The sequence below is a fragment of the Geobacter anodireducens genome, from assembly GCA_001628815.1.
GTDB classification, from domain to species: Bacteria; Desulfobacterota; Desulfuromonadia; order Geobacterales; family Geobacteraceae; genus Geobacter; species Geobacter anodireducens.
Genome location: CP014963.1, coordinates 1,275,736 through 1,294,389, shown reverse-complemented (window position 1 = coordinate 1,294,389; position 18,654 = coordinate 1,275,736). Strand labels below are relative to the sequence as shown.

The 18,654-nt window shown below is 60.9% G+C and carries 9 protein-coding genes and 8 pseudogenes; 11 read left to right on the top strand and 6 right to left on the bottom strand.

Annotated elements, in window-relative coordinates:
- Positions 1-184 precede the first annotated feature (184 nt).
- Positions 185-564: pseudogene (locus A2G06_05880) on the top strand (hypothetical protein).
- Positions 565-1,148: 584 nt separating this feature from the next.
- Positions 1,149-1,688, top strand: a complete 540-nt coding sequence (locus A2G06_05875) for a cytochrome C (protein ID ANA39932.1) — start codon at positions 1,149-1,151, stop codon at positions 1,686-1,688.
- Here the strand turns inward: A2G06_05875 and A2G06_05870 are convergent.
- Positions 1,643-2,080 (bottom strand): hypothetical protein, encoded by a 438-nt coding sequence (locus A2G06_05870; protein ID ANA39931.1) that lies wholly within the window; start codon positions 2,078-2,080, stop codon positions 1,643-1,645. The genes A2G06_05875 and A2G06_05870 overlap by 46 nt on opposite strands.
- A 348-nt stretch (positions 2,081-2,428) precedes the next feature.
- Here A2G06_05870 and A2G06_05865 point away from each other — a divergent pair.
- A pseudogene (locus tag A2G06_05865) lies at positions 2,429-3,342 on the top strand (HD family phosphohydrolase).
- 59 nt (positions 3,343-3,401) lie between these two features.
- On the opposite strand, the gene A2G06_05860 reads toward A2G06_05865, so the two are convergent.
- Positions 3,402-5,690: a histidine kinase gene (locus A2G06_05860; protein ID ANA39930.1), complete on the bottom strand. Its 2,289-nt coding sequence runs from the start codon at positions 5,688-5,690 to the stop codon at positions 3,402-3,404.
- A gap of 154 nt (positions 5,691-5,844) precedes the next feature.
- Positions 5,845-6,806: pseudogene (locus A2G06_05855) on the bottom strand (hypothetical protein).
- A 203-nt stretch (positions 6,807-7,009) separates the two neighbouring features.
- Here A2G06_05855 and A2G06_05850 point away from each other — a divergent pair.
- From A2G06_05850 to A2G06_05815, 8 genes and pseudogenes are all read left to right on the top strand, one after another.
- Positions 7,010-8,457 (top strand): annotated as a pseudogene (locus A2G06_05850) (cytochrome C).
- Positions 8,458-8,735: 278 nt separating this feature from the next.
- Complete coding sequence (locus A2G06_05845) at positions 8,736-9,095, top strand: hypothetical protein (GenBank protein ID ANA41606.1); 360 nt, start codon at positions 8,736-8,738, stop codon at positions 9,093-9,095.
- Between the two features lie 230 nt (positions 9,096-9,325).
- Positions 9,326-10,113: pseudogene (locus A2G06_05840) on the top strand (trehalose-phosphatase).
- Positions 10,114-10,145: 32 nt separating this feature from the next.
- Positions 10,146-11,292, top strand: a pseudogene (locus A2G06_05835) (sodium:proton antiporter).
- 83 nt (positions 11,293-11,375) lie between these two features.
- Positions 11,376-11,723 carry a hypothetical protein gene (locus tag A2G06_05830; GenBank protein ANA39929.1) on the top strand — a complete coding sequence of 116 codons (348 nt, stop codon included), beginning with the start codon at positions 11,376-11,378 and terminating at the stop codon, positions 11,721-11,723.
- A gap of 170 nt (positions 11,724-11,893) precedes the next feature.
- Complete coding sequence (locus A2G06_05825; GenBank protein ANA39928.1) at positions 11,894-12,457, top strand: peptidoglycan-associated lipoprotein; 564 nt, start codon at positions 11,894-11,896, stop codon at positions 12,455-12,457.
- A gap of 26 nt (positions 12,458-12,483) precedes the next feature.
- Positions 12,484-13,035, top strand: a complete 552-nt coding sequence (locus tag A2G06_05820; GenBank protein ID ANA39927.1) for a phosphoribosylaminoimidazole carboxylase — start codon at positions 12,484-12,486, stop codon at positions 13,033-13,035.
- Between the two features lie 60 nt (positions 13,036-13,095).
- A pseudogene (locus A2G06_05815) lies at positions 13,096-13,727 on the top strand (carbonic anhydrase).
- Positions 13,728-13,778: 51 nt separating this feature from the next.
- Here A2G06_05815 and A2G06_05810 read toward each other — a convergent pair.
- The 3 genes and pseudogenes from A2G06_05810 to A2G06_05800 form a co-directional block, all read right to left on the bottom strand.
- Positions 13,779-14,694: pseudogene (locus tag A2G06_05810) on the bottom strand (diguanylate cyclase response regulator).
- A 5-nt stretch (positions 14,695-14,699) separates the two neighbouring features.
- Complete coding sequence (locus A2G06_05805; GenBank protein ANA39926.1) at positions 14,700-17,777, bottom strand: histidine kinase; 3,078 nt, start codon at positions 17,775-17,777, stop codon at positions 14,700-14,702.
- Positions 17,774-18,652: a mechanosensitive ion channel protein MscS gene (locus tag A2G06_05800; protein ANA39925.1), complete on the bottom strand. Its 879-nt coding sequence runs from the start codon at positions 18,650-18,652 to the stop codon at positions 17,774-17,776. Before A2G06_05800 ends, A2G06_05805 begins: the two co-directional genes overlap by 4 nt.
- Positions 18,653-18,654: the final 2 nt, after the last annotated feature.

The following is an 18,654-nucleotide window of genomic DNA, read 5'->3' as shown; positions in this document are numbered from 1 at the left end:
CACATGATTGCCAAATGACGGCACTCCTCCTCAAGCCTCACCAGCACCACAAAACAATAAACAGTAGCGATTGCAACATGTTAAACAGATAGTCACATCAGGTCATCCAGGTCAGAGCATCGGCATTCCACCGGCAAGCGTTTTGCTCTACACATTCGAACGCCGCGCAGACAAGGAGGATGACATGGAAATGCTCTACACCATGATGGTTGTTCTCACCACCATCGTTTCAGCCGTCATGATTCCACGTATCATGCTTGACTGGCTGCGCTACCAAGAGTTTTTGCGTGACCGGAATGACGAAGCGCTCAGGGCGCTTATCGCGGGACAGAAAGGCTGGATGATGCGGCACGGGCTGTGCGCCCTCGGTGCGGTGGCGTTGGTAGTCTGTATCAAGTGCCTGCCCGGGCTTGCCCGCTATGATGAGCTTGCCGGCGTCACGGCTATTTACGGCATGATGACCCTGGCATTCGCTTCGTGGAATCTCTTCTGGCCCAACGGGTCGAGAGCAGCCTCCAATCCGGTCTCGTCCCTGTGGTCACCGACAGCCAGTTCGAACAGTAGCACCGCCTGAATGCACGACGCAGAGCCAGCGCCCTCACCCCGCACATTTTTTTGCAATGCCTTAGGAATTATCCGCACTTACGAAAAGGCACGCTAACTACGCGACAGCATAAAATTTGGCTTTCATGTATCATGATTTTTTGAGGATGCTGTGAGGTTCCTTCTTATCAGCAGAGCGCAGCCATCCGGACGCGCCGCACCGCAGCCCTCAGCTTGGCGTGAATCCATTCGTAGCTGACCGAGACACCTGTTCCGGTCGGCACGGAAATGATGATGCTGGAGACCGACTGCAGGGCCGGCGCCTGCCGCTTGATTGTCATCATCCATGACCGGGACGCTATGCCCGTTCACCTCACCGGCCACCCCAGCCTCATCCCCCCCGACTTCGTCGTCGAACGGACTCGGGATCTCGCCTGCCCCGCCCGGAGCCCAGAGAGTAGGCCACATCTCACCCGCCGGACACCCCCCCTGGCATCGCATGATTCAACAGGGCGAACATCCTGCTTGATAAGTCAATTCTAATCATGATACGTTATTAACGTTTGTACAAAACCGACAGAACACCACCCTGCGAGGAGATATCCATGCGTTCTTTTTTCAGAGCCCTTCGCCCCACGGTACCAGCGGCACTGGCGGTTCTCTGCTCGCTGCCGCCCGCAACCTCGGCGCTGACCCTGACCAGCAGCGACTGTGGAGCCTGTCATGCCGGTTCCAATCTAGACCGGCACCATCGGCTCATCTCCCGGTCAGGAATGGAATGCCTTGCCTGCCACCAGCTCCATGACCTGCCGGCTGGCGGCTACACGATCTCTCTTTCGCGGGAATGCCTTGCCTGCCACAACGCCACCGTGCATGACGGTGTCAGGCACACCGTAACGACCCCTTCCACGTGCGCCCGCTGCCACCTGGGACCACTGGAGGCTACCCATGCCGAAAAGGGTTGGCATGGTGGTAATCCGGTCATCAACGCAGAGGTATTTCCTTGCCTGCGATGCCATACCAGGACGTCGGCGACGGTCATGGAAACCATCTCCGCGGGACTGGCTGGTACAACGGCAAGCTGCATGAATTGCCACCCCTATGGCATGAGGCGCAGCCGGGGCACCTCCTCAATCCGCCGTTGACCGCTCCGCACCTCTTCCCCCACCAGTAGCGCCTGAAGCAGAGCAATCGGATTGACGCCGTAGCGACGGGCGGCAGTGCCGAGGGTTTCGGCCGGACGTATCGTTACGCCCCGCTGCCGCAACGTGTGTCGGGCATGCTGCGGGTCCATGTCCAATTGCCTGCACAGGGTATCAAGGGTCCTGTGCTCCACGCCAGTCCCCTCGAACATCTCATAGACCAGGTCCATGGTATAGAGGGTTTCCCATCCTCTCCGCCCACCGGAGTCCAGGTACCGGACAGATGCCGTGGGGGGCACCGAGAAGGAAAAAAGCTCCGCGTGGCTGGTCAGCAGCCCGTCATCGGCACGGGAGGCCAGGTGGAAAACTCCCACGGCCGTTGCCATGCAAGCCATGACCAGTGCAATTAGAATCAGGATACATGGTTGTGTCCGTTTTCCATCCGGTTCACCTCACTCAAGCTTTTTCCTCCCCAGAACCAATCAGTCGATGATATATCCAGGACGAAACCAAAAGGCGTGCCGTTCTACCGCCACCTCCAACAGCTCGTTTTAATTCATGTATTATAATTTCGACACCATTGAAACGGCTAACAGGGTGCAATTACTGCGCATTGGCGTGTCGAATGTGCACCGATACGCGTATGTGCCGGGCAGGCGAGTCGCCAAACCGGCCACTATGGGTGTTAACCAATGGAAATAGGGGCAATAATATGATATGATGAGTCCTATTGGAGGCTACTGATGGAAATTTCCGGACGCGACGTGGAAACCCGGCTCACCTTGGCACGGGAATTCATGTCTGGGGTCGATGAACTACCGACCGTCCCTGACATTGTTCTGCGAATAGCAGGCAAGCTTAACGACCCCGACGTCGCCATCGACGAAGTGGCGGATTTGCTTCTGCAGGACCAGGTGTTGACCGCCCGGGTGGTGCACTTGGCCAATTCACCGTTGTACAGTGCCGCCCGCCCGATAAGTTCAATCAGAGATGCCGTCATCTACCTGGGTCTCGATCTGCTCAGGGAAGCGATTTTCACCTGTGCCATCGTGGATCTGTTCAAAACGGGCAAAGGCCCCCTCAACCGCTCCACCCTCTGGCTCATTCCCTGGGCGTTGCCCGCATTGCCAAGCTCATTGCCGAACGCACCGGATTCCTCAATCCCGTCAACGTCTATGTGGCAGGGTTGCTCCACGATGTGGGCGAGGTTTTCATCAATTTTTTCAGGGGCAAGGAATTCTCCCAGGTAGTCACGCTGGTCGACGATGAAAAGATCACCTTCGGCCAGGCAGAGGAGAGGCTGTTCGGAACATCCCATTGCGAAGTGGGATTCGCTCTAGCCAAGCGGTGGAATCTGAATGAGTTTATCTGCGACACAATTCTGTATCACCACGACATCGAGGCAGTGCCTTACAAACAGGCCGCCATCGTGGCCATGGTCGCCTTTGCGGACGAGTACTGCACCCTGCGGCGCCTGGGGTTTGAGGGGCACAAACCCGTGGACTCGATCCGCACGCTTCTCGAAAATCACCCGTCATGGGGCATTATCCGCCGGTCGCTGGGCAGGTCGGATTTTGACGAAAAGCTGATCGTTGCCGAACTTGACGGCTCCATCGTTGAAATCCGGGCAGCCGTTGACGAGTTGTTCCTCCTCTGAGCTTCCCGCCGCCCCTCACCCTCCGCCGGGCGGATCTTCCCTTTTCCACCCCAGAACTATCAGATTGAGAAATAGAACGTGGCGCCTGCACCTGGTGCGCTTTCGGCCCAGATGCGCCCCCGGTGCCGGTTGATGATACGCCGGACCGTGGCAAGGCCGATGCCGGTTCCGACGAATTCGTCATCGCGGTGCAACCGCTGGAACGGCCCGAACAGCCGATCGGCAAAGGCCATGTCGAATCCCGCCCCATTGTCCCGCACGAAAAACACCGGTTGCCCGCCAGCCAGGACACCGAACTCGATTTCGGCCAGCAACGATCTGTTCGTATATTTCCATGCGTTTCCAAGCAAATTTTCCAGAACAATGCGCATCAGGTGGGGATCCCCATTGGCGGCGATCCCATCGGCAATGGCAATCACGGCATTCCGGTCCGGCTCGGCCTCGTGCAATTCGGCCACGATCTCGCGGGCCATGGCGCTCATGTCGATGGACACCCGCATGACATCGCCCTGCCCCAGCCGCGACAGGTTGAGCATGGCCTCGATCAGGTGTTCCATCCGCCGAGCGGAGGCATTCATCCGTTCGAGGTACTCAAGGGCCTGGGTGTCGAGCTGCCCGCCGTAGTCTTCCCGAAGGGCGAGGCCATATCCGGCAATGTGCCGCAGAGGCGCCCGCAGGTCATGGGATACCGAGTAGCTGAACGCCTCAAGCTCGCGATTGGCGGCTTCCAGGGCCGCCTTCTGCCGCATGAGGTCCTCGTTCAGCCAGCCGATCTCCTCCTGTGCCTGGGCCCGCTGCTCGATTTCCGCCATGAGTCGGGCGTTGACCGATTCGATTTCAGCGGTCCGCTCGGCAACCCGTTTTTCGAGACCGGCGTTGAGACGGCGGACTTCTTCCTCCGCCCCTTTCCGGGCCGAAATATCCTCGATGACCATGATGAAATACTTAGGCGTGCCCGATGAATCAAGCAGCACCGATGCCGTCTGGTTGATCCAGACCCGTGTCCCCCCCTTGCGGAGATAGCGGTTTTCAGTGGCGCACGAACGCTTTCCTCCAAGAAGTTGCTGCCGGCAAACCCGGCAGCTCTCCAGATCTTCCGGACAGGTGATGTCGGTAACGGTCATGCCGAGCAACTCGTGCCCGGCATAGCCAAGGATGTCACTGAAGCGGCTGTTCAGCCTGATGAACCGTCCATCCATATCCACATGGGCAATACCGACCGCAGCCTGCTCGAACGTACTGCGGAAACGCTCTTCGCTCTCGCGCAGGCTCTCGGTCCGTTGATCAAGGGACGTTACCATCTCGTTGAAGGCAGTTGACAGGGCGGCGATCTCGTCGCCGGTATCGGGCACGGGAAACCGGCGGTCAGCGCCCTCCTTTTCGGAAAGCCCGCGGATGTGGCCGGTGAACGCGGTGAGTTGCCGGGTGAGGTACCGAATCGACAGGGAGATGAGAACGATCAGCGCACCGATCCCCGCTACCGTCGTAATCCCCATGACAACCCGGGCGGCGCGTATGGGCGCCAACACTTCCTTTTCGGGATAGTTGGCCATCACGACCCAATCCTTCAACGCCAGCTTGCGCGCCGTGGTGAACATGGGAACGCCCCTGTTGTTCACCGTTCGCCGGGTGCCTGAAAATCCCGTGACAGCATCCGCCACAAGATCACCGTGAAGGGGTCCGACCTGTTGGAGAATGCACTCCCGTTCAGGGTGCAGGATCAAGGTTTGGCCCGCGGTTGCCAGTTGAAGATAGCCTCTTTTGCCGATGCGAAGGGAACCGAAGCGCGACAGCAGGTTCGTTTCGCGCAGGGCTATGGTCCCGGCGAGAACTCCCCGCACCTCGTTGCCCGCGCCAAAGATCGGCGCGGTCATGACGATTTCCGAAGAATGGGGTGAGATGCAGCAGGTCGTTATCTCGGAGATGAGGGGAATTCGCTTTCTGAGGGTTTCGCGGGAAAAAGGGGTGTCGGTAAAATTGGGCGGAGGTTTGCTACCGGCAACGGTATGGGACGTGGCGACCAGCCGTCCGTTGGCGGAGATGACCAGCAGGCGGTTGCCGAACAACTTGTTGAGGCTCGTCCTGCTCTGGAGGAAGCGCCGGGTTCGCTCCGGGGAATCGAGGGCATCGACGGGAACAAAGGTTGCGCTCGCAACGAGAAGGCCCTGGGCAATGCCGAGGGTGTTGTCGATTTCACCGGCAATGTAACTGACCAGCGAGCTTTGCTGATCGATAATGGTCTCGTTGAGTTTGCGCTCGAAATAGCCGACCGCGACTACCGCCATAAACACGGCGAACAAAACCATCAACGCCGATATGGCGAGTGTCATTCTCTGTTTGAGATTCATTACCCGGACCCACGCGGTTCTTGCCGAAGCGTGGCAAAACGCCGTCAGACCTGCATATCAAAGCCCCTCCCGGGGTCATGGCCGTTCGCGCTATCGATAAAACCAATGAGTAAACAACATTACATTTAAATATTCGCATTGTCAATTATACAAGTCAATTTACGACATGTGTCGTCGCGCCGTTCCCGCCACCGGACGCCCTTTTCCTGTCCAGTTCACGCATGAGATCATCATAGGCCACCAGGTTCTTGATGAGGGGCAGATCCTTTTTCGCCGCCTCTTCGAAAAGTCTGAGCCGCCCGTTGAAGCCTGCCGTGCGGTTCCTGAGCCCCTCGATACTGGTGGCCAGATAGCTTTTATCGTTTTTATAGGCGTCGTTGCGGGTGACGAAAGCCTTTGTCTTTGCCCAGTATTCATCGGTATTCCCAGCGTAATGATCAAGGGTTTCCAGGAACGAGAGGGTGGACGCGGAGACATCGGCCGAAGTCCGCAGTTTAGCCTGGACATCGGTCATGGCACGCAGGAGCTCGCCATCCGCATAGCGGGCAGCGGCAGAGACCCGGGCGGCATCGGGCCGGGCGGGATCTATGGCGTCGACCATGGCCAGGTACCTGTCTGAGATTTTGAGGTACGAGGCAATGGAACCTGATGCGGCGTTCAGGGAGAGGACCCCTTGGGAAACGAATTTGGTCAGGACCGATGCCTGTCCCGCGTAGGGGATCGGCAGGACCCGGGCGAAGCGGCCACCATGGAGCCGGCCTGGATGTACTTTTCGTAGCCGGCCAGGCTTGAACTCATCCAGGTGACGAATTTTTCGAAATCGGCCATGGATTGGCGCTGGGCGCGGGTGTTGGCCGAGAGTTCCTGCAGGTGCCGCACGTTCTTCGCCAGCAGTTCGCTGCCGGAAACGGTGGGACTGCACTCCATCTCCCGGATTTTCTGCTCCAGCCTGACCTGGAGAGCCTGAAGCTCCTCCACGAACTGTTGCCGGCGCTCAAGCGACTCCTCGCAGGTGAGCGATTCCGACGGCGCAACCGCCACCTCGGATGCGTTCCCCTCGGCACCATGACCGAGCATGATGGCCGCGCAGACCATGGCAATCACTCTTTTTTTCACGGGTTATGCTCTTTCTTTGCGGATGGCGGTTATCTCACCAGTGCATACTACTCCGCTGCACGCGAGACTGTCCAGTCCTTCGTGCCTTATGTGCGGATACGGAACGGACTGATCCAACAAAACAAAATGTTGACACAAAATTATACATATGTTCATATATGCTGCCTTACATATAAAGCTTGCACAACGGGGGTAATCAGCGCATGAGAGTGAAAACGGGATCAATCATCGCAGCATCAGTCATCACAATGGCTGCCATTAGCGCCTTTGCCGGCGCAGACCACGCGGAGTTCGTGAAGGGCCCCTTCAAGACCGGCCAGGACGTGACCAAGGCCTGCCTCGAATGCCACACCGGGGCCGGGGATCAGGTTCTTTCCTCTTCCCACTGGAAGTGGAAGGGACCGCCCAAACTGGTGAAGGGGCTGGAGAAGAGCACGGTCGAGTATGGCAAGGCGAACCTGATCAACAATTTCTGCATCTCCATCGAGGGGGGTGACCGGTGCGACAACCAGGAATTTTGCGCCAAATGCCATCCGAGCTATGGCTGGACCGACAACACCTTCGACTTCACCAACAAGAACAACATCGACTGTCTCGTGTGCCACACCAGCGACCGGCAGTACAAAAAGGGGCTGGCCGGCCAACCCGACCCCAAGGCCATTGCGGCCGGCAAGCTCGACTTGGAAAGGGCGGCCCAGAAAGTAGGCAAGCCGGGGCTCTCTAACTGCGGAGTCTGCCACTTCTACGGCGGCGGCGGAGACGCGGTGAAGCACGGCGACCTGGACTCGACCATGGAGAAGCCCAAGCGGGACCATGACGTCCACATGGGCACCACCGAGAGCGGCGGCCAGGGAATGACCTGCCAGCAGTGCCACAAAACGAGCCATCACCAGATCGCCGGGGCATCCACGTTCCTTGCCACCTATTCGGAGCGCGTTGCGTGCGAGGACTGCCACACCGGCGCCAATGCCCCTCACCAGAAGTCGAAAAACGGAGCCCTCATCAACCGGCACCTGGCCACGGTTGCCTGCCAGACCTGCCACATTCCGGTCTTTGCCAAGGGACAGGCAACCAAGATGAGCTGGGACTGGTCCGATGTGGGCAAGGACATCGAGCCCGAGGAGCAGTTCGACAAGGAGACCTTCATGAAGCACAAGGGAACCTTTACCTGGGGCAAGGACGTCATCCCCACCTATGCCTGGTATAACGGCTCCATCGAGCGCTACCTGAAGGGACAGAAGGTCAAGGACCCGACAAAGGTGGTCAATATCTCCAAGCCGCTCGGGGATATCACTGACAAGAAAGCCAGGATTTTCCCCTTCAAGGTCCACACGGGCAAACAGCCCATGGATTCGCTCAGCAACTGCCTCCTGATTCCCCAGACCCACAATGCGCTCTGGAAGGACTATGACTGGGAGAACGCCCTGAAGAAAGGCGCCAAGGATCCCAGGTCCCCTACAGCGGCAGGTACCAGTTCGTGAACACTGCCTTCTACGGCAGCATCAACCACGAGGTGGCGACTGGGGACAAGGCGCTGCAGTGCGGTGAGTGCCACATGGGGGGCAACCGGATGAACTGGAAGGCCCTGGGGTACAAAGGAGACCCGATGCAGACCGGCGGACGCTTCGCAAAGAGGGCTGCAAAAAAATAGACCGCCTCGCATTGAGGGCGGCCCACGGGCCGCCCTCTTTCATTTCCGCCATTATATTTCATTCAGCGTTCCTGCCCCTCGCTGGCACACCGGGGCACACGCCGTTCCACGACTGCAGGCTCGCGACAGCCGGCATCCCGCTGTCAGAGCAGCGTAAGCCGGGGCCTTTTCGACATCAACCGACTGATCAATTACCGAAGTTACTCAAACGGCTTCAGCGGCACCGGCCTCCCTTGTTCTTGACAAAAATTATCATAATGTTGTACAAAATAACCTGTATGCGTACCATGAGTATCTTCCATACCTGCCTGGCGGCAGTTCTGGCGACAGCAATCGTCCTCTTCTCCACCGCGGGGTTCGGCGTGGCGTGTCACCTGGTCGTCCCCACGGTGGTCGATTCGTCCCACCACCACGATACCGACCGGCTCTGCCCCACGGACGAAGAGCGGAACGACGGCGGCTCGCCACCGGCGTCCGAGTGCTCCTCCGCCCACGGGGACCTGCCCCCCTGCTGTGCGGAAGAGACGTTCCTCCTGGCCTATTGCCCGTCCTTCGCCCTGCTCGCTGCTCACGACCCCCTGAGCGCACCGCCCCAGGTCTATCTTGACTGGTTTGTCCCACCACAGAATCAGGTCTGAAGCGAATCAGCCCTCGGTGCCATGACGTTCCCACCGGCCGCTCGTTCACCGGGCTCGGTCAGATCAGAGCGCTGCCGGTCGTTGGTTTGTCGCCAGCCGGCGCTGATTCACCGTTTCTCCCCGTCCCTGTCAACCGATAGTGCGCTCGGCCGTTTTTTACCATTAATCTCGGCCGCAACAGCATTCCGGGAAGCCGCCCACCGCGGTCCCGGGAAAACGGAGGTGCAACGATGCTTGCTACAGATACCTTGAAACGTCTCTGGATTTTCTCTTTCGACCGGACGCTCACCGCGGCCGGAGCCTGCTACGCCAAGGCTCGCCTGCACCGGGTGACGCGCCAGTTCCTGGAAGAACTTGCCGCGCTCCCCGGCCACCGTGTCGCTGTTCTGTCCAGCCGTCCCCTCGACGACCTGGTTTCCCGCGTGCCGATCGAGGGCATTTACCTCGGCGGCAGTTGCGGGACCGAATGGCACATTCCGGGCGGTGAATCAATGACCCTTTCGGGCAAGCCCAAGGATATGCTGATGGAAACCCGCGACGCCCTGTTGCCTGCGCTGCGGGCAGTCGCCGACCTGCCGGGCGTGGAACTGGAAGACCGGCGCTGGTCCGCGGCGCTCCACACCCAGGAGGCGAGCACCAAGCGCGCCAGACGCTCTTTGCCCGACTCGCCGCCGTGCTCAAGGGGTGGAGGGTGGCCCTTTACCGGAATACCACCATGGTGGAGATCCAGTTCCTTCCCGAGATCACCATGGAGTTCGGCGCCCGCGCGCTGTGCCGGTTCCTGGGATACCGCGGAGAAGTGGTCTGTGCCGGCAGTGACGAGAACGACGCCACGGCCCTGCGCTGGACCCTCAACCAGGGGGGAACTGCGCTCAGCCTCGGCAGGGACCCGCTCGTGCCGGGGGCGCGACCGGTAGTGGACGTAAGGTCCCTGGCCCGTCACGTACGTGATCTGGCGGGAATCGACGAGCACCATCGGATGAGAATGGCGGGACGCCGGCTCTGCAATGCCGCATAGCAGTCGCGTATGGCTGACTGAAAGGATAGAGCTTGAGAAAAAGGATCAATCTGCTGCGTGAATTTTCGGTACCGCTGATCGCAGGGGTCATGGTTGCCCTGTTCTGGGCCAACTTCGACCCGGCCGGCTACCACTCCTTCATTGAACAGCCTTTCTTCGGAGGGATGAGCTTCCATTTCGTGGTGAACGAGCTGTTCATGGTCCTTTTTTTCGGTATCGCTGCTGTGGAAATAACCCAGAGTTGCCTGCCGGGCGGCGATCTGAACCCGTTGCGAAAGGCGGTCAATCCGCTTCTGGCAACTCTCGGGGGGGTGGTGGGCCCGGTGCTCGTCTATCTGGGGCTCAATGCCGTCATCGGCGGCCCGGAGCTGACACGCGGCTGGGGCATTCCGACCGCCACCGACATCGCGCTGGCCTGGCTGGTGGCCCGGCTCGTCTTTGGAGCCGGGCACCCGGCGGTATCGTTCCTGCTTCTGCTCGCCGTGGCGGACGATGCCATAGGGCTTGCCATCATTGCCGTGTTCTATCCCGACCCGAGCCATCCGAGCGAACCGGCCTGGCTTTTCCTGACGGTTGCAGGCATGGTTGCCGCCTACATCCTCAGAAGCCTGAAATTGAGAAACTACTGGCCCTATGTCATCGTGGGGGGGGGCTTGCGTGGACCGGCCTGTTCAAGGCCCATCTGCATCCCGCCCTTGCCCTCGTCTTCATCATCCCCTTCCTGCCCCATCCCCCCCGTGAAACGGCTCACCTGTTCGAGGCCGATCCGTATGACAGCTCGACCCTCGCCCGATTCGAGCACGACTGGAAGGTCATCGTGGATTTCGGCCTCTTCATGTTTGGCCTTGCCAATGCGGGAGTCGGCTTTTCGTCCGTGGGGTCGGCAACCTGGCTCGTGCTGGCATCGCTCGTTATCGGCAAGACTCTCGGTATCTTTGTCATGGGATACATTGGCAAAACCCTCGGTTTTCCCCTTCCGCAACAGGTCGGTGCCAAGGAACTGGCAATGACGGGGCTGGTGGCGGGCATCGGCCTCACCGTGGCCCTGTTTGTGGCTGGAGTGGCCTTTATCGAGCCGGACATCCAGGGGTCGGCCAAAATGGGAGCCTTTTGTCGGGAGGTATCTCCATTGTGGCGATCGTGCTCGGAAGGGCACTGAACGTGCGACGCATCCCCTGAGTTGGCCGGAAATTGCATCTTGACAAATGTGCGTCCCTGATTAAGATGCGGATGATTCATGATCTTCCAGGAAAGATCCGGCCATGTACCGTCACGGTTGTCAGAAAAGAGCCAAGGCGCTCCTGCTGCTTATCGTTATCCTCCACGTGGCGGGCTGCTCCCTCATGCTCACGGGGCAGGCCTTTGCCCCCCTTCAGGAGCAGATTGCCTTCTGCTGCAGCGCCAACATCGAGGCGGACGGCGCCCAGGCGGATATTGACGACTTCAAGCCGCCGAAGCACTCGTTTATCGACTATACCACCTACTTCTGCCCCAGCGGGCTTGTTCCCATCTACCAGCCCAGCGAATCCCGCCTCCTGTTCGCCGAGCCGTTCCGGCTGCCGCCACAGGTGTATCCGGAGATTTCCGTCCCCCCCCAGAACATCGCCTGACGCATCACCGACGCAAGAGTAACTGCAGCAACGCATAGTCGTTCCCAGTGCAGGGCACGCGACACGGGAGGTTTGCCATTGTCGCCCGTGCCTGCGCATGCGTGCGTCCGGCATGTCCTCGCCGGCCGCGATCTGACCATTGCATGACCACCACACTCAAGGAGAATCCAATGAAATACCTACGCGCCACGCTTCTCGTCGTTTTCAGCATCGCCTGTGCCACAGGTTGTGCCAAGAAGGAGCTCATCGTGCCGGAGCCGGCGGTCACCTCCGCATCGGCCCAGCCCCCTGCCACGGAACCTGCTGCGCCGCCGGCAGCGACGATTGACGCACACGAACCCATTGCCGCAGCGGACATTGTCGAGGATCGCACAGCACCGGCCGGCACTGCGGCCCAGGCAAGTCCCCTGAAAACCGTTTACTTCGACTTTGACGCCTGGGTCCTCACCGCTGCGACCCGGGAAATCCTGGCCGCCAATGCCGAATGGCTCCGGAAAAACCCCGGAGTGGCGGTCACCCTCGAAGGACATACCGACGAACGGGGATCCGACGCCTACAACCTCGCCCTGGGGGAGCAGCGGGCCAAATCTGCCATGAAGTACCTGCAGACTCTCGGCATCGATGCGGGTCGCATGACCGTGGTGAGCTACGGAGAAGAGAAGCCCGCCGTCGAAGGCCACGATGAGTCCGCCTGGGCCGGGAACCGGCGCGTCGAGTTCATCCCCAAGCGCTGAATCTGCCCATTCGCAAGGAGATAGCAATGGAAAAAGCCGCAACATCGAGCGCAACCGGCACTCTCGCCGACCGCGCGCCGCTGGTGGGAATCCTGACCGGGAGCCCCAATGATCTGCCCACGGTGGTGAAGGTGCGCGACACCCTGACCGAGCTCGGCATCCCGAGCGAGATCGTGGTGGCCTCAGCCCACCGGACCCCCGACAAGGTCCTCACCTACCTGGACCGGGCCCATACGGAAGGGGTGCAGGTACTGATCGGCTGCGCCGGCGTGGCCGCCCACCTGGCGGGCGTGATCGCCGGACACACGCGGTTGCCGGTCATCGGCCTGCCGCTCGGCAACGGCCCCCTTTCGGGAATGGACAGCCTCCTCTCCACCGTGCAGATGCCCCCGGGCGTGCCGGTGGCCACGGTGGCCATCGACGGGAGCCGCAATGCGGCCATGCTGGCGGCCAGAATCCTGGCCCTCAAATACCCGGAGATCGACAAAGCCCTGGAGGAGGCGGCCCGGAAGGAGCGCGAACGCTACGACCTGACCGCCGACGAGGCCCTGGCAAAACTCGCCTTGTGCGTCAAGTAACGGAGATGAGAGCTCGCGGCGCCCCTTCCCCCGGGCGGGGCGCCGCGCCATGGAGGCACCATGAAGGATATCGAACGCTTCATCACGGGGTTCCGCCGGTTCAGGGAGGATTACTTCGGTTCCGAATACTCGCCCTTTGAGCACCTGAAGCAGGGGCAGACCCCCAAGACCATGATCATCGCCTGTTCCGACTCCCGGGTCGACCGGCCATCCTCACCAACTGCGCGCCGGGCGATATCTTCAGCGTCCGCAACGTGGCAAACATGGTCCCTCCGTTCGAGGAAAACGGCGGGCATCACGGGGTGAGCGCAGCTCTGGAGTTCGCGGTCTGCCACCTGGGAGTCGAGCACATCATCGTCCTGGGACATTCCCAGTGCGGCGGCATCAATGCCCTCATGAAAGGGTCCTGCGGCTGCAAGGGAGGCGGATTCATCTCCCGCTGGATGTCCATCGCCATCCCGGCCCGGGAGCGGGTGCTGGCTGAACTGCCGGACAAGGGACCGGAGCTGCAGCAGCGGGCCGCCGAGCAGGCCGCCATTATCCTTTCCCTGGAAAATCTCCTCTCCTTTCCCTGGATCGATGAGCGGGTGTCCCGCGGCGAACTGACCCTCCACGGCTGGTATTTCGACCTGGCCGCGGGCGAACTGCTCGATTATGCGCCGGAGCAGGGCCGGTTCGAGGTGCTCAGGTAGGAGCGGCAGCACATGGGCCCTGGCCGGTAAAGGGCGCGTACCCCCAACCGGTCACTCCCGCCGATCCGGGGAGTCCGAATGAACAACCCGGTCACGGCCCGATCTCTTGGCCCGGTACAGGGCGTCATCGGCCGCTGCCAGCAAATCGTCCAGGCAGGTGGTGCCGTCGCACGAGGCAACACCGATGCTCACGGTTACGGACACCGGTTTAACCCTGGAGGTGAACGTTGTCGAGGATATGGCCGCCCGAAGCCGTTCATAGAGATGCCCGCTCTCATCTCCCGTACCGGGAGCTACCACGAGGAACTCTTCTCCTCCCAGGCGGCCCAGCAGATCATAATCCCTGAGCAGCCCCCCCAGCACCTCGACGCAGCCGCACAGCACCTCGTCCCCGGCCTGATGGCCGTAACGGTCGTTTACCCGCTTGAAGTGATCGATGTCCAGGATGCCGATGCTCAGGCTTCCCCCATCCCGCCTGATCCGGGACAGTTCCTTCTCCAGGTGGCCGAGAATCGCGCGCCGGTTCAGGACGCCGGTCAACGGGTCGTGGGTGGCCTGGTGATTCAGTGCACTCTGGGTCTCGAGCAGTATCGAATGCAGCTCAACGGTGCGGCGACCCACCTGGATCCGGGCACGCAGCTCTCCGAGGCTGAACGGTTTGCCACATAATCGTCGGCGCCGGCATCAAGGCCGCGGATTATGTCGTCAGTGCCATTTTTGGCCGTGAGCAGCAGAATGTAGGCAGATGTTCCGCTGACCGGGCACGGACCAGCCGGATCACCTCAACCCCGTCCATGACGGGCATGACCCAATCCAAGACCGCCAGCCTGGGGGCATCGCTCCGTTGCAGCTCTTCCCAGGCCTGCGCCCCATCGATAGCCTCCACCACGTCGTAACCCCACCGTTTCATCAGTCCGGTAAGCATGGTGCGTGAGGTTACATCATCATCGGCGATGAGAATCCGCATAGGCATCACTCCTTGGCGCAGCCCTGCTCCATGGCCTTGCGCAAACGACCGAATTCATCTTCCAGCACGCTCATGCAGCGGGCGGCACCACCCGCGTCTCCGGCAACAGCCGCATGTTCCATGGCGGCGGCCGCCGTCCGCAGCCGCTCCCCGCCGACACTGGCGGCCCCACCCTTGATGGTATGGGCCCAATGGGCCACGGTTGCCGGTTCTTCGGCAGCAACGCCCGCCCTGAGCCGTCCTACCAGACCGGGCATATCTGCCAGGAATGCCGCAACGACCTCTGCCACCAGCGACTCGTCTCCCATGAGCCGCTCCTGCAAACCCAGCCGGTCAAACACGGGAATCCCATCCGGCACACCCGGCACCGGGTCCGCGCGTTCCCCGTCGCTGCCGCCTGAAACCCGGCAGCGGCCAGTGAGCCACCTGACCAGCATCTCGGCCAGGGCGCGGGGAAAGATCGGTTTGGCCAGATAGTCGTTCATGCCCGCGTCCAGACACTTGTGCCGGTCCCCCTTCATGGCATGGGCCGTGAGCGCGATGACGGGAATCTCGTGGTTGAGGACCGGGGAACGGACGTCGCGAATGCGCCGGGTTGCCTCGAAACCGTCCATCACCGGCATCTGGACATCCATCAGGACCAGGTCGTAGGGAGTCGCCGCCAGCGCGTCCAATGCCTCTGCGCCGTTGGTCACGGCCTCGCCCCGCAGGCCGAGCCGTTTCAGGATCCCGAGGGCCACCTGCCGGTTGGTGGCGTTGTCTTCCACCAGCAGGATACGGATGTTGTCGCGCGCCAGAGCCCGAAGCAGTTGCAGCGGGTCGTCTCCGTCGCCCGGACGGGCACTGTTCTCCGGAGAGTACTTCCGGTCCGGGAGGTGCTGTGTGCCGAAGGAGGCCGTGAACCAGAATTCTGACCCCGCGCCGGGCCGGCTGGTGACCCCGATCTCTCCGCCCATCATCTGCACCAGCCGCCTGCAGATGGCCAGGCCGAGGCCGGTGCCGCCATAGTTGCGCGTGATCGAGGCATCCGCCTGGGTAAACTTCTCAAACAGAAGCTCCGTTTTCTCCGGCGGGATGCCGATGCCGGTATCGCAGACGGCAAAGCGGAGCATGGTCGAATCGTCCGTTTCCGCCAGGGGGCTGACCTGCACGGAGATTTCCCCCTGGTGGGTGAATTTGAGGGCATTCCCCGCCAGATTGACCAGCACCTGCCTCAGCCGGACCGGATCGCCCCTCAGGAATCGGGGCACCTCGGACGGGAGCGAGCAGGTGAACGTCAACCCCTTTTCATTCGCCTTGAACGCCATCTGCTCTGCCAAATCATCCAGCAGGATGCGCAGGTCAAAGTCCACGGTTTCCATCTCCAGCCTGCCGGCCTCGACCTTGGAGAAATCGAGAATGTCGTCGATGATCTGCAGCAGTGATTCGGCGCTGGTCCGGACGGTTTCGGCATACCGCCGCTGCTCGTCCGCGAGCCCCGTTTCCAGCAGCAGCCCGATCATGCCGATCACGCCGTTCATGGGAGTGCGGATCTCATGGCTCATGTTGGCGAGGAAGTCCGACTTTGCCCTGTTGGCGGATTCGGCCTGCTCCTTGGCGAGAACGAGCTCTTCCTCTGTCCGTTTGCGCTCGGTAACGTCGTGAACGATGGAGTGCAGATACCTTTTCCCCTTTACCTCGATCCTGCTGCAGAACACCTCCACGTCCCTGATGGAATCGTCAGCCCGGCGGTGACGGAAAAAGAAGTGGATCCGCTCCATTGTTTCGGCATGTTCCAGCTCTTTCGCCAGTTCTGCGGGTGAAAGGATGTTGATATCCCGGATATTCATGGCCTTGAGCCGCTCGCGGGACCAGCCGTAGAAGCGCGCCGCCGCGTTATTGGCGTCAACGATGGCACCGGTGGCGGGATCGATGATCAGCTTCACGGCCGCATGATGCTCGAACAGAGTCCTGAAGAGCACCTCGCTTTCGCGCAGGGCCTCCTCGGCCCGCCTGCGCTCGGTGATGTCCCGCACCGACACGACCCGCACGGACTTGCCCCCGTACTGCATATTATAGCCCTCGATCTCCACATCGAAGACTGTCCCGTCCTTTTTCACCCCCCGCACCTGGTAGGGCTCGGAATATGCCCTGCCAATCTTATCGAGCAGGGAGCCGATATCGTCCGGATGGAACAGCAGGGAGATCACGTTTACGCCCTGCAGCTCCTCCCGGGAATAGCCGGAAAGCTTCGCGAATCTGGCGTTCATATCCAGGACGACGCCCTGGTCGTGGATAACGATCCCCTCCAGGGCCACCTCGGAAAGGAGCCGGTTGCGCTCTTCGCTCTCGGCAAGCCGGGCCTGCTGCAAGAGAAGAGAGCGGTCGTCGCGGGAGATCCGGCGCGCCGCCAGGATGATGCCCCCCAGCCCCACGGCCCAGAAGGTCAGATGGCCCGCGCCCGTTGCGGCCATCTGTTTCCGGGCAAGGGCCGAATAGGGCGCAAGGGGGACCGAAACGCTGATCCCCCCGCGAACGTCTCCCACTGAATAGCCCGGGCCGGCATGGCATCCCAGGCAGGACTGCTCCACCATCAGCGGCCTCATCAGGCGCAGATGGGCAACGCCGTCCATCTGTTCGACCGAGGAGTATTCCTGCTGCCCGCGCTCGAAGGATTCCAGGGCCCGGGTTTCCCACGGATCAGGGGCATTGGCCTGCCTGATGGGCCTGAGGCTCGTGATGTGGCCGCGGATGCCCGAACTCTCGTAACTGAGCTCGTGGACCTGGCGTGTCATGTAGGCGGGATTGATGAGGGTGAGCCGCTGCCCCGTGGTGGTTTCCACATCCCGGTATCTCTGGCCGGCAAGCCACGGATTGGGCTGGGCGCGTTCCGTTACCGGGACATATACGCCGCCGTGACCGGCGTTCCAGCGCCGGTATACGATGTCCTTCTCGAACTGGGCCCTGGCGGCCACCCTCGCTGCCTCATGGCTCGCATCCCGCTCCTGGACGAAACTCCAGAGCAGCGAAACGCCAACGGCAAGAGTCCACGCAACACCCATGAGCACCGCATAGTGCTTTGCCTTGGAAGACTGTTTCATCATTGCACCCGGTTACCGACACCATCCGTTAGCACGCGAATATCGCGCCGGGGAAACGGAATCTCAATGCCATTGTCGGCAAATATTTTGTAAATAGCATAATTGAGCGTGCTCGTAAGGAATCCCCGCCGATGGATGAGGGTCGTGCTCCAGACCCGCAGCTCAAAGTTGAGGCCGCTCTCGCCGAACGCCATCAGGCGCACGCCCGGAGCCGGCTTTTCCAGCACATCGGGGTTGGCGGCCGCCACCTCCAGAAGGAGCCGTTCCACCAGGTGAACATCACTGCCGTAGGCGACGCTGACCGGAATCCGGAACCGGACCTTTCGTTCGTTGTGGCTCCAGTTCACCACATTCTCGGTGATGAATTTGGAATTGGGCACGATGATGGTGATGTTGTCGTTGGTCACCACCGTGGTGCTCCTGCCGCCGATGTGGATCACATCCCCCTCCACGGTCCCCACCACGATCCGGTCCCCCACCTTGATGGGGCGCTCGAAGAGGATGATGATGCCGCTGACGAAGTTGTTGACGACGTTCTGAAGGCCGAAACCGAGACCGATGCCCACGGCGCCTGCCAGGACGTTGAGTGCGGTGAGGTCGATGCCCGCGGTCTGCAAGATGACAACGAACCCGACGGCAATGACCGTGTAGCGAATGATGGAGCCGGTGGCCTGGCGGGCACCCGGCTCCATCCTGGTCCGGGAGAGAAGCTGATCGACAATCCAGGTCCGGAGCTTGCCCGACAGGTAGAAGAGGAGCACCACCAGCACCACCAGTTGAATGATGGCCCAGAGGGTGACCGGAGCCCCTCCCAGCCTCACGAGGGGAACCTCGAGAAATTGCCTGAGCTGAACCAGAATATCGCGGAACGTTTCCATCG

Bases quoted from the DNA above. Each gene is read 5' to 3' on its own strand.
- A2G06_05875 (ANA39932.1), top strand. From the start codon at position 1,149: ATGCGTTCTTTTTTCAGAGCCCTTCGCCCCACGGTACCAGCGGCACTG.
- A2G06_05870 (ANA39931.1), bottom strand. From the start codon at position 2,080: ATGGCTTGCATGGCAACGGCCGTGGGAGTTTTCCACCTGGCCTCCCGT.
- A2G06_05860 (ANA39930.1), bottom strand. From the start codon at position 5,690: ATGAATCTCAAACAGAGAATGACACTCGCCATATCGGCGTTGATGGTT.
- A2G06_05845 (ANA41606.1), top strand. From the start codon at position 8,736: ATGCGTACCATGAGTATCTTCCATACCTGCCTGGCGGCAGTTCTGGCG.
- A2G06_05830 (ANA39929.1), top strand. From the start codon at position 11,376: ATGTACCGTCACGGTTGTCAGAAAAGAGCCAAGGCGCTCCTGCTGCTT.
- A2G06_05825 (ANA39928.1), top strand. From the start codon at position 11,894: ATGAAATACCTACGCGCCACGCTTCTCGTCGTTTTCAGCATCGCCTGT.
- A2G06_05820 (ANA39927.1), top strand. From the start codon at position 12,484: ATGGAAAAAGCCGCAACATCGAGCGCAACCGGCACTCTCGCCGACCGC.
- A2G06_05805 (ANA39926.1), bottom strand. From the start codon at position 17,777: ATGATGAAACAGTCTTCCAAGGCAAAGCACTATGCGGTGCTCATGGGT.
- A2G06_05800 (ANA39925.1), bottom strand. From the start codon at position 18,652: ATGGAAACGTTCCGCGATATTCTGGTTCAGCTCAGGCAATTTCTCGAG.